At 43.4% G+C, this 11146-nt stretch carries 11 protein-coding genes and 1 pseudogene; 3 read left to right on the plus strand and 9 right to left on the minus strand.

From position 1 onward, the window contains the following. Positions 1–1166, plus strand: a 1166-nt coding sequence (locus F6K20_RS09530) for an acetyl ornithine aminotransferase family protein (RefSeq protein ID WP_287294521.1), incomplete at its 5' end; no start/stop codon positions are given. Positions 1167–1441: 275 nt separating this feature from the next. Further along, entirely contained in the window at positions 1442–2449 is a 1008-nt protein-coding gene (locus tag F6K20_RS09535) for a phytanoyl-CoA dioxygenase family protein (RefSeq protein ID WP_158026788.1), read from the plus strand. Between the two features lie 62 nt (positions 2450–2511). Here the strand turns inward: F6K20_RS09535 and F6K20_RS09540 are convergent. The 5 genes and pseudogenes from F6K20_RS09540 to F6K20_RS09560 all read right to left on the minus strand — a co-directional run bounded on the left by F6K20_RS09540 (position 2512) and on the right by F6K20_RS09560 (position 6265). Continuing rightward, a pseudogene (locus F6K20_RS09540) lies at positions 2512–3297 on the minus strand (sulfotransferase-like domain-containing protein). A 153-nt stretch (positions 3298–3450) separates the two neighbouring features. Next, positions 3451–3642 carry an SRPBCC family protein gene (locus F6K20_RS09545; protein WP_071106971.1) on the minus strand — a complete coding sequence of 64 codons (192 nt, stop codon included), beginning with the start codon at positions 3640–3642 and terminating at the stop codon, positions 3451–3453. 54 nt (positions 3643–3696) lie between these two features. Further along, complete coding sequence (locus F6K20_RS09550; protein ID WP_071106972.1) at positions 3697–4536, minus strand: aromatic ring-hydroxylating oxygenase subunit alpha; 840 nt, start codon at positions 4534–4536, stop codon at positions 3697–3699. Between the two features lie 75 nt (positions 4537–4611). Next, positions 4612–5643 (minus strand): alpha/beta hydrolase, encoded by a 1032-nt coding sequence (locus F6K20_RS09555; protein WP_071106973.1) that lies wholly within the window; start codon positions 5641–5643, stop codon positions 4612–4614. A gap of 7 nt (positions 5644–5650) precedes the next feature. After that, positions 5651–6265, minus strand: a complete 615-nt coding sequence (locus F6K20_RS09560; protein ID WP_071106974.1) for a class I SAM-dependent DNA methyltransferase — start codon at positions 6263–6265, stop codon at positions 5651–5653. A 101-nt stretch (positions 6266–6366) separates the two neighbouring features. On the opposite strand from F6K20_RS09560, the gene tnpA reads away from it, so the two are divergent. Then, positions 6367–6618 (plus strand): IS200/IS605 family transposase, encoded by a 252-nt coding sequence (gene tnpA, locus F6K20_RS09565; RefSeq protein ID WP_267875740.1) that lies wholly within the window; start codon positions 6367–6369, stop codon positions 6616–6618. Positions 6619–6783: 165 nt separating this feature from the next. On the opposite strand, the gene rpsJ is transcribed toward tnpA, so the two are convergent. The 4 genes from rpsJ to rpsG all read right to left on the minus strand — a co-directional run bounded on the left by rpsJ (position 6784) and on the right by rpsG (position 11139). After that, positions 6784–7101 (minus strand): 30S ribosomal protein S10, encoded by a 318-nt coding sequence (rpsJ, locus tag F6K20_RS09570; RefSeq protein WP_008179644.1) that lies wholly within the window; start codon positions 7099–7101, stop codon positions 6784–6786. Positions 7102–7199: 98 nt separating this feature from the next. After that, the gene (gene tuf / locus F6K20_RS09575; RefSeq protein WP_008179643.1) at positions 7200–8429 is read right to left on the minus strand and encodes an elongation factor Tu; all 1230 of its coding nucleotides are present in this window, start codon (positions 8427–8429) and stop codon (positions 7200–7202) included. 23 nt (positions 8430–8452) lie between these two features. After that, on the minus strand, positions 8453–10528 hold the full coding sequence (gene fusA / locus F6K20_RS09580; protein ID WP_287265517.1) for an elongation factor G: 2076 nt from the start codon (positions 10526–10528) through the stop codon (positions 8453–8455). A gap of 140 nt (positions 10529–10668) precedes the next feature. Continuing rightward, on the minus strand, positions 10669–11139 hold the full coding sequence (gene rpsG / locus F6K20_RS09585) for a 30S ribosomal protein S7 (protein ID WP_008179641.1): 471 nt from the start codon (positions 11137–11139) through the stop codon (positions 10669–10671). Positions 11140–11146: the final 7 nt, after the last annotated feature.

Raw genomic sequence — 11146 nt, forward strand, 5'->3', positions numbered from 1 at the left:
TCTGTGAGGGCTGTATGGTCGAAGATGTGGACGGCAATGTTTTTCTAGACTTTACTGCAGGAATTGCGGTAACTGCAACTGGTCATGCTCATCCTCAAGTGGTTCAGGCAATACAGAACCAAGCAGCTAATCTCCTACATATATCGGGAACTGATTTTTATTATGAACCGATGGTGAAACTAGCGGAAAATCTAGCTGTACGTGCCCCTTTTCCAGAGTCAGTAGATGGTCGTGCCCGTGTTTGTTTCACCAACTCTGGAGCAGAATCAATCGAAGGTGCTATCAAACTAGCCCGCTACTATACAAAGCGATCGCGAATAGTTTCCTTCCAGGGTGGATTTCACGGGCGCACCTATGGGGCGATGTCTCTAACAGGTTCCAAAATCGTGCAGCGTCAAGGATTTGGACCGTTGCTTCCCGGTGTTACACACATTCCCTATGGAACCCATGGCAGTCTTGATTATCTAGAAGAAAAACTCTTCTCGAGTGTATTGCCACCAGAGGAGGTCGCTGCGATCGTTCTCGAACCAATTCAAGGAGAAGGGGGCTATATTCTACCATCCGATGGCTTCTTGGAGCGGATTCGCCAGATTTGCTCTCGCCACGGTATCCTGATGATTGTAGATGAGATTCAGTCGGGAATGGGGCGGACTGGGAAACTTTTTGCCATTGAACACTGGGGGGTAATGCCTGACATTATTACCCTGGCTAAAGGCATTGCCAGTGGTCTACCTCTGGGTGCTATCCTGTCTAGACCGGAACTAATGACCTGGCCTCCTGGCTCCCATGCTGCAACCTTTGGGGGCAATCCAGTAGCTTGTGCTGCTGCCAATGTCACCTTGGAACTATTAGAAGCAGAACTGATCGATAATGCTCACCAGATGGGAGAGGTATTGCACGCAGGTCTAACTGAACTGGCACAGCGATTTGACCAGGTTTCCTTGCCACGGGGGAAGGGTTTAATGATAGCAATCGATCTAATCGATGCCGATGGAAATCTCGACCCAGACCTACGGAATCGCATTGTGGATGGGGCTTTCTATAAGGGTTTATTGCTAGTCGGTTGCGGTAAAGCAGCAATTCGGTTTTGCCCACCCCTGATCATCAATAGCGATCAGATTCAGGTGGCTTTAGAGATTCTCACTGAGTTGTTTGAGGGAAAATAAAAAAAGTCGATATCTAGCAATTTTAAAATAGGTGAGATACACAAGTTTGGTATTTTAGGGAACAGGGAAAAAATAGGTGTGCGTCCCTCATTAATATCAGAACTGCTATAACTAATAAATGTAATGTGAATAAGGGAACAAATATGCTCTACCAGCCACATTTTCTATATCGTTTGAAGCTGATCTTAATTTACCTGCTTGTCAAACTTGAATTCCTTCAGCCCCTTTTACCTAAGAGTTTTAGGGATAAACTGCCTAGAGGCTGGAACAATCATATGTTTTGGGTTGCCTTTAAGTCAGGGGGAACTAGGGTATATTTTGAGTATTACTCCAAGTTACAAGAGCCAGATTCCTACGAACCTAAACTAGTTGTTGATCCTCAATATCAATTGACAGCAGAAGACATTCGCTGTTTCTATGAAAATGCTTACATCGGGCCATTCGATCTGATGCCTCCAGAAGAAATCGAAGGGATTAAAGAGCATTTGGTCGAGCTACTTAAAACTGAATCGAAGGTATTTTCTTATTCCAGGGGAGATTTTGAATTAGCTTCTGGAGGCAATGGCAAGGGTAACTGTTTTGATGATTTAAACGAGAAGGAAAAATATTATGTGAAGCTTCTCAACGGCTTTGAACGTCATCTTGAGGATTCTGTATACCTAAATTTGTTTAAGCATCCAGCTATTACGGAAAGATGTGCCCAAATCCTTGGCTCAGATCTACTCCTATGGCATTGTAATCATTTTGGTATTGATCCCCATACGAAAGGTAGTGGTTGGCATCAGGAAAGCACATGGCTCAGTATTGACATGAAAGAATCAATATTAGAGCCAACCAACGAGGAAGAAATGTTCGAGGTAGATTGCTGGATTGCTTTAACTGATGCCCCTATAGAGCGAGCTTCCTTAGCATTAATTCCAGGCTCTCAGAAAGAAATTTATCCAATGAAAGTCAAGGGTAAAAAAACCGACTCAGGAGATCAAGGGATTGTTTACGGTCAATACGATATAGAGCTAGACTACACAATTAAAGCTGAAAATATCAAATATCTTCCAGCCAAAGCTGGACAATTCTATCTGTTTTGTGGACGAGCAATGCATGGTTCTGCTGATAATATTACTGATCACAAGCGTTGGGCTGTGGGCGGTCGTTATATTAAAGCAGATACCAAGGTTTTTACCAAAAATATGCTGGAGAATGGTCTAACCCATGAAGTTTACGGTCTCAAGAATATCAAGTTAGACAATTGGAAACCGGTTCTAGTTAGGGGTAAAGAGGTTTAGCTTAAAAATCTAAGGACTTTTTAGTAACTTGATGCTTCTTAGGTAATCTGGGATTCATATTCCTAAACAATGAGGCGATATTTAGACATTTTTTCATAAAACGGCATAGCTTTATTAATACATGGCACTAATATATCTGGAATATTATCCTCTTGAGGCTTATCAAAAAAACCAGTAGAGTTAATAACATTTTCACTAAACTTTTCAAAAACTGTATTTTCCCATGATAAAACCTTCGTTTTATTGGGCTGCAAAGAAAGCATCTTTTCTGAAAAATCAACCCCTAATTGACTGCATAAAAGTTTTAAATAATCCCGAGGATTTTTGACGACATCGCCTGAGTCAATGACTAAAGGCTTTTCTTTTGTTAAGTCCTCAATTTATTTTAATAGTTGATAATGTTCTTCCCAGCCAACACGATATTCCCAATCCTCCCAATCGAAACCGCTGGCTGTAATGTTTTTCCAGTATGAAAGAATTGTTTCTTTTGGGTCTCGAATTAAAAATAAATTTTTAACTTTAGAGAGCCAATTTCTGTCAAATCCTGGAAGAAGATGATCTGAGATATGTTTTTGAAACGAAAAAGATTTTCCCTCTGGTAGATCGCCAGTTAATTTTTTAATCATGCTTGAATAATTAGTGTCGGGATGTCTTGATAAATAATCTGGTGCATAATTGATCCGATCATCAGAGTCAGTTAAAGTCTTAACAAAGCAGCAACCCTTTAAAGGTTCATCATAGATAATGCAATCATCAATCTGCTCAAATGCTCGTGTTATTGCAGTTGAACGACTTCTCGAACAAGCCCACATAGCAATGTGTTTAGTTTTCATAGCATTATGACTCATAATTTTCTACAATTGTATGACTAATGGAATTAACTGAAACAAATGTAACTATTTTGACTAACAGAGAGAATCAGTCAAGAAAGGTGCCGCAATCAGTTGATCACAAACTCATGTTAAAATGTCTCTAAATTTAACATTTACATGTACATGAGCTTAAAAATATAATGCCTTTTTAGTCAATTGTTGCATGTGATAAACAATTCTTTGATCCCATTCAATCGCTTCTGATTTAATCATAAAGAGACCCTTCTCATAACCTAAAGAGGATTGACCACGCTGAACCGCTTCAAGCACTTCGATATCTTCCTGGTTGGTATTTATTAGGTGTGTATTGATACAATCCATCTGTTGTTCGTTAGGGGTCTCGTTTGTAAACAGGTAGCTGAAATATTGGTGAGTTTAGCTAGGATTATCAGGATTGACACGGTAGAATCTCATCCCTTTTCCTGGAAAAGTTGCAACTTCTACAGAAGGCCAAATGAACCACCAGACGAACTGATCATAGTCTTCCTCTGCAAACTGATACACCGTTTTTGTTTTATCGGTTTCAGATATAGTATAAATGTAAGACTCCTTGAGGATGTGCTTATATGTGCTCATGTTTATACCTTTGCTGAGAGCGGGATGGACGAAAGGAGTATGATAATTGTCTACTGAATTATCAACAAGATTTTTCCAGTTTGAATTAACGCTAAACTCTTTATAATATCCTATAGTTAGTTGATCTATGTTGGGAATATAAGTACGCAAAGTCTCTTCCAAGTCCGGAAAATCTTGGATGAAAGGTGTTGCTTGTGGGTCGAGATTTATAAAAATAAGACCACAAATTTCATGCAATTTTATTCTGGGTAAGCAGTAGTTATTGACATCAAAGCCTTCTACTTCATTGCTATAAGGAGCCATAGCAAGTCTGCCATTTAAGCGATAAGACCAACCATGATATGGACAAACAATTTTTGATACTTTTCCTTCACCTTGTAATAATTCATGACCTCGATGCAAGCAGGCATTGTGAAAAGCATAAAGTTGGCGATTTTTACCACAGATAACAACAACATTTTGATCGGCTATCTTAGCAACAAAGTATTGACCAGGTTGTTTAATTTGTGTTACGTGACCGACAAAAATCCACTTTTTGTAGAATATCCGCTCTTTTTCTTGCTGGAAAATATTTGGATCGTAATAGACATGTGAGGGTAATCCCTCAAAAGTTTCATACTTTGGCTTTAGTATACTCATGTTGATTGACTTATCATTGATTTACTTCAAATTTTTATTAATTAAGAACCTTAACCGACTTGCATTATTGTACTATCAGTCATAGTTGTTATCGCTGTATTTGATCTGGCTTAACATAAATTGAGCCTGCAAATTAATGACTTCTCGATACGTTTCTACTGATTTCCTGTCCCAAAGATTGTGCCCTGCATCAAGTATGTGCAACTGATTTTTTTCGTCATTTTCTGCAAATGCCTTCAGTGCATGGGCATACTGGGGAAATAAGTTGAAGGGATCACCCAAGCTAACCAAAGTTAGGACTGGAGATAGGGATGGTCTAGATGGATAGTCAAAGTCAGGTGTGAAAGTCTTGTAAGCTTCCCAGCTACGCTCGTGTAGGGTCACACCTGGGGCATGGAGAAGGTCAGCCAGAACTTTAGCTTTATCCTCCAAGTATTGAACAGTAAACTGAAACAGTTCTGGGTCTGGATGGGGCGGATTGACAGCAATTGCTCCGGCTAGATCATGATAATGCTGGGCATACAGTATGGCAGCTATACCGCCTTGGCTGCGTCCACCAATAAAAACTGGGCGCTCAGGATAGAGGAGTGATAACACAAGATGGACGTGGCGAATCACGGTTATAAGGCCCTGTTCGCTGGCAAACTCGAATGGGGCATTTGAACCCATACCGTTGAGGGGGAGGTCAGTCGGAAAAGAGGCTACACGGAACGTCTCACCATCAGGCAGTAATTCAGTTAATAAACTTTGGTTGCTCTTTCGCCCACCTCCACGGTTCTTGCTTTTTCTGCCATGAAATGTTCCTGCAATATCACATAGTGTCTCGGCAACAGAAAAAGTTGTTCCTGTACCCGGTAATAGAATCAGGATTGCACGATGAGTCTGATCAACTGACTTGTTTGGCTCCAAAATGCCTGTGAAAGCCATCGGTAGATATAACTTCGTGAAAGGCAGCCTTTGTTTAGCTTGGCTGGTTGCACCAACTCGATGAACCAACTCTTGGCTTTCTTGAATCACTTTCATCTCCAGCAATTCACGGCGACTAATCTCACGAACCCTCGCCAGTTCCTGGTTAACTTTTTCGAGTTTTTTCAATTCTGAACTCATTTTTTATTTACGATTTAGTTGTATTACCAATTTTGTATGCTATAAGATACATGGGGTCGTCGTAAATCGGCATCACCTTGGAATCGATCACAGTCCATTCTGGTTGGTCGAAGACTTCCTGAAGTTGAGGCAAAAAGCTCTGACGTACTGTGAACACTAAGATTCCTTCAGGCTCGATACTGTCTTGAAGTGTGCTCAGTTCTGCTGGCCCAGCATGGCTCTCGGCAAATACTCCTGTGGCAATGATGCCACTTGCCCTTCCCAAGTTTCTGAATCGTTCATCGCCGATCGAGCAGCAAACCAAGGAGCTATATACCCCTTTTTCAGCAGCTTTGGTTAACATAGCAGGTGATATGTCAATGCCTATGATTTGTTCAAATCCCAACTCAGCCAATGCAACACCAACTAAACCTGTTCCAGCCCCGACATCAAGGATTACACCCTGCTTGTCGTCCATATACTCTGCTAGCATAAATGCCGCTGCCAAAGGGACTGGTCCCCACACTCCACCAACATCTGCGTCATACTGATCTGCCCATTGATCATAGTTCTGACGTAGCTGATCAAAATTTTGACTTGAACAGATCCACTTCAACCACTCGTTTGGTTGTATCTCAGGCATTTTTATTTCTCCCATCACATCAATAGTTAGACATTTTTATAGGATGCTCATCTACTTCGATTTGCTCACCTTCTCATCCGATCCGTGCCCTTTATAGGCTGTTGTGCCACAATTGTCTAACTAAAGAGATGTTGGACTCGCTTGTGGAGATATTGCGAGATTTCCTGGTCAAGTGGCAATGCACATTATTAGAGTTTGCTGGTGAAGGTGATCATGTTCATTTACTTTTTGAAGCACACCCAACCGTTGAACTCCCTCAGTTAATCAAAAACCTAAAGTCTGTATCAGCTCGTCGAATCAGGTCTGAATACGGTGATTACTTAGCAAAATATTACTGGAAACCTTACTTCTGATGAAATCATGCCTATACTTTTACTTCCGTAGCTGGGAAAGCAAACCTAGAGACTATATGAGTTTGTAGTCAAAATCAAGATGAACCAGCAAGATTAAAAAGCGTTGGCTCCTATACTAGGGATTAATCCTGTCGGATTTAATCCTAGGATCCGGAGCCATTTTGCTCAAAGCTTAACTTCAATATCAACTCCAGCAGGCAAATCCAATTTCATCAGAGCATCAATAGTCTTTGAAGAAGGCTGATAAATATCAATAATCCGTTGGTGAGTACGTGTTTCAAAGTGTTCCCGAGAATCTTTATCAACGTGAGGCGATCGCAAAACACAGTAAATACGACGTCGAGTGGGTAAGGGAATCGGGCCAATAGCTGTAGCATTTGTCCGGTTTGCTGTATCTACAATCTTCTCACAGGAAGTGTCCAGCAAGCGTCTATCAAAGGCTTTTAGTCGAATCCGAATTTTCTGCTGTTGAATAGTTGCCATTTTTTTAATTTTCTAGGTTCTTTTGTTAGCGTAAATAAACATGAATAAAGAGCAGAGAAGCTAGAACTTCCCTGCTCCTACTCTATAGTAGAGTACTGCTATTCGAGGATCTTGCTGACCACACCTGAGCCGATGGTGCGACCACCTTCACGGATAGCAAAGCGCATTCCTTGTTCAATCGCAATGGCGTTGATCAGGCTCACTGTCATTTTGATGCGATCGCCTGGCATCACCATCTCAGCTGTAGAGCCATCGTCAGCAGTAAAGGCATCAATAGTGCCAGTCACATCAGTGGTTCGTACATAGAACTGAGGGCGATAGCCGGAGAAGAAGGGAGTATGACGTCCACCTTCTTCTTTCTTCAGGACATATACCTCAGATTCAAACTTGGTGTGAGGGGTGATTGAACCGGGCTTGGCAAGTACCATACCCCGCTCAATGTTCTCTTTTTGGATACCCCGCAGCAGTAGTCCAACATTGTCTCCAGCCATCCCTTCGTCTAGGGTCTTCTGGAACATTTCCACACCAGTTACGGTGGTGTTACGGGTCTCTTTAAGCCCGATGATTTCTACCGTCTCACCAACTTTAACCTTACCCCGCTCGATTCGACCGGTGGCAACAGTTCCCCGACCAGTGATGGAGAAGACATCTTCCACTGCCATCAGGAATGGCTTATCCACATCCCGCTCTGGTGTGGGAATGTATGAGTCTACATTAGACATCAGTTCTAGTACCAGATCAGTCCACTCATTGTCACCTTTGGCAATGCTTGGATTCTCGGTCAGGGCGTTTACAGCCTCTAAGGCTGACCCAGCCACAATCGGGATATTGTCCCCGTCAAAGTCATAATCGCTCAACAGTTCCCGAATTTCCAGTTCTACTAGCTCTAGGAGTTCTTCATCATCTACTTGGTCTTTCTTATTTAAGAAAACCACGATGTTAGGAACTCCCACCTGCCGAGCTAGGAGGATATGTTCTTTCGTTTGTGGCATGGCACCGTCAGCGGCAGAAACCACCAGAATTGCCCCATCCATTTGCGCCGCACCCGTGATCATGTTTTTCACATAGTCAGCGTGGCCTGGGCAATCTACGTGGGCATAGTGGCGATTTTCGGTTTCGTACTCTACATGAGCAGTATTGATGGTAATCCCCCGTGCTTTTTCCTCAGGAGCTGCATCAATTTCCTCGTAGTTCCTCGCTTTTGCCTTCCCTTGAGCCGCCAATGTCATAGTAATAGCAGCAGTTAGGGTAGTCTTGCCGTGGTCTACGTGACCAATCGTGCCAATGTTGACGTGGGGTTTATTCCTTTCAAACTTTTCGCGTGCCATGAATTACATGTTCCTTTTTTTTGTTATGCGTTCCCTTGATTCTTAGCAATGATGGCTTCTGCCACATTGCGAGGTACTTCATCATAGGTGTTAAACTCCATAGAGAAAATACCCCGACCTTGGGTCTTAGACCGGATATCCGTAGCATAACCAAACATCTCTGCTAATGGAACTTTAGCAGTGACTTTGGCAATGCCGTCTTCAGAACCCATACCTTCAATTTGACCACGGCGGGAGTTGAGGTCACCCATGACATCCCCAAGGAAGTCTTCGGGCACTTCAACCTCAACTTTCATCATAGGCTCTAGGAGTACTGGCGCAGCCTTCATCACAGCATTCCGCATGGCCATAGAACCAGCAATCTTAAATGCCATTTCTGAAGAGTCTACGTCGTGATAAGACCCATCTACTAGGGTAACTTTCACGTCGATCACTGGATACCCTGCTAGAATACCTGATTCACAGGCTTCCTTCATCCCCTGTTCAGCAGGAGAGATGTACTCTTTCGGTACAGAACCACCTACAATCTTGGAGACGAATTCAAAACCACTACCAGTATCTCCTGGTTCCAATTCAACAATAACGTGACCGTACTGACCTTTACCGCCACTTTGACGGATAAATTTGCCTTCCGCCTGGACTGATTTACGAATCGTCTCTCGATAGGCTACCTGGGGAGCGCCCACATTCGCTTCTACCTTAAACTCTCGCAGCATCCGGTCTACCAGGATTTCCAAGTGCAGTTCACCCATGCCCGCAATCACAGTTTGGTTGGTTTCTGGGTCAATGCTGACCCGGAAGGTAGGGTCTTCTTCAGATAGGGATTGGAGGGCTTTGGATAGCTTCTCCATATCCTGCTTGGTTTTTGGCTCTACTGCCACCGAGATCACTGGTTCTGGAATAAAGAGAGATTCCAAAATAATGGGAGACTCTTCGTCACAAATAGTATCTCCAGTGATAGTATGTTTTAAGCCAACGGCAGCGCCCAAGTCTCCAGCCCGCAACTCCTCTACTTCAATGCGGTCATCAGCTTTCAATACAATCAAGCGAGATATCCGTTCCTTCTTATCCTTAGTGGAGTTGAGGACATAGCTCCCCTTCTTCAGTACCCCAGAGTATACCCGCAGGAAAGTTAGGCGACCATAGGGGTCTGCCATAATCTTAAATGCCAGAGCTGACATAGGGGCTTCGTCATCAGCCACCCGCTCGACGGTTTCACCCTTAGGCATAGTACCTTGAATTGGCGGAACATCAATCGGAGCTGGTAGGTAATCAATAACCGCATCCAACAGCAGCTGAACCCCTTTGTTCTTGAAAGCAGAGCCACACAACATAGGAACGATTCTGCCCTCAATGGTTCCTTTGCGCAGGGCTTCACGAATTTCCTCTGCCGTGATTTCCTCTCCTTCAAGGTACTTCTCAATTAACGCCTCGTCAGTTTCAGCCACCGATTCCACTAATTTGGCATGGTATTCTTGGGCTTGCTCTTTGACCTCTTCAGGAATTTCTGTATCTTCGATGTCAGTTCCCAGGTCATTGGTGTATATCTTGGCTCGCATCCGCACCAAGTCAACAATTCCTCTAAAATCCTTTTCACTACCAATCGGGATTTGGATGGGAACAGCATTGGAGCGCAATCGGTCACGAACTTGCTCGTAGACCTTGAAGAAGTTTGCTCCTGTCCGGTCCATTTTATTAACAAAAGCAATTCGAGGTACCTGATAGCGGTCTGCTTGCCGCCAGACGGTTTCAGACTGAGGCTGGACACCACCTACGGAGCAAAACACAGCAATCACACCATCCAATACCCGCATGGAGCGTTCCACTTCAATGGTGAAGTCAACGTGACCGGGAGTATCGATAATATTAATCCGATGCTCTCGCCAGTTGGTGCTAATCGCAGCAGCAGTGATCGTGATTCCCCGCTCCCGCTCTTGGTCCATCCAATCAGTTACAGCTGTACCTTCATGGACTTCACCAATTTTGTGAACAATTCCGGAATAAAACAGGATTCGTTCAGTTGTTGTTGTTTTGCCCGCATCAATATGAGCTGCAATTCCGATATTGCGTGTTTTCTCAAGGGGGATGGTGCGTGCCACGGTTACCTCCTTTATCTGGTGCCACCATTTCCTCACCAGGTAGCTATCTATTTACAATTTTATACTTTTTTTAAGTTTTTTAGGCATTTGTGGACATTATCTTATGGCTACCAGGTTCTTGTTCTGAACTTTTAGGGTAATTAGTACCGATAGTGGGCAAAAGCTTTATTTGCCTCGGCCATTCTATGGGTTTCTTCACGCTTGCGAATAGCATTTCCGGTTTCATTGGCAGCATCCATCAGCTCATTAGCCAATTTGCTAGCCATGCTCCGACCGGAGCGACTTCTGGAGAATTTAATCAGCCAGCGTAGGGCTAGGGTAGTCCCTCGCTCAGCCTTTACTTCCATAGGAACCTGATAGGTTGCCCCACCAACCCGGCGAGCCTTGACTTCTACTAGAGGCGTCAGGTTACGCACAGCTTTTTCAAAGGTTTCTATGGGATCAGCTCCAGTTCTTTCTTCAATGATTTTCATTGCGTCATAGATAATTCGGTAGGCAAGGGATTTCTTGCCATGACGCATCAGTCTACACCCCAACATACAAATCAGGCGACTGTTATAGACTGGGTCAGGGGGGACAGGACGCTTTTTAACAACTGAGCGACGAGACATAAGTAAG

This window comes from Moorena sp. SIO2C4, from assembly GCF_010672485.1.
In the GTDB taxonomy this organism is placed as follows: domain Bacteria; phylum Cyanobacteriota; class Cyanobacteriia; order Cyanobacteriales; family Coleofasciculaceae; genus Moorena; species Moorena producens.

Excerpts from the sequence above, each read along its gene's own strand:
- F6K20_RS09535 (WP_158026788.1), top strand. The coding sequence starts at position 1,442 with ATGTTTTGGGTTGCCTTTAAGTCAGGGGGAACTAGGGTATATTTTGAG.
- F6K20_RS09545 (WP_071106971.1), bottom strand. The coding sequence starts at position 3,642 with ATGGATTGTATCAATACACACCTAATAAATACCAACCAGGAAGATATC.
- F6K20_RS09550 (WP_071106972.1), bottom strand. The coding sequence starts at position 4,536 with ATGAGTATACTAAAGCCAAAGTATGAAACTTTTGAGGGATTACCCTCA.
- F6K20_RS09555 (WP_071106973.1), bottom strand. The coding sequence starts at position 5,643 with ATGAGTTCAGAATTGAAAAAACTCGAAAAAGTTAACCAGGAACTGGCG.
- F6K20_RS09560 (WP_071106974.1), bottom strand. The coding sequence starts at position 6,265 with ATGCCTGAGATACAACCAAACGAGTGGTTGAAGTGGATCTGTTCAAGT.
- rpsJ (WP_008179644.1), bottom strand. The coding sequence starts at position 7,101 with ATGGCAACTATTCAACAGCAGAAAATTCGGATTCGACTAAAAGCCTTT.
- tuf (WP_008179643.1), bottom strand. The coding sequence starts at position 8,429 with ATGGCACGCGAAAAGTTTGAAAGGAATAAACCCCACGTCAACATTGGC.
- rpsG (WP_008179641.1), bottom strand. The coding sequence starts at position 11,139 with ATGTCTCGTCGCTCAGTTGTTAAAAAGCGTCCTGTCCCCCCTGACCCA.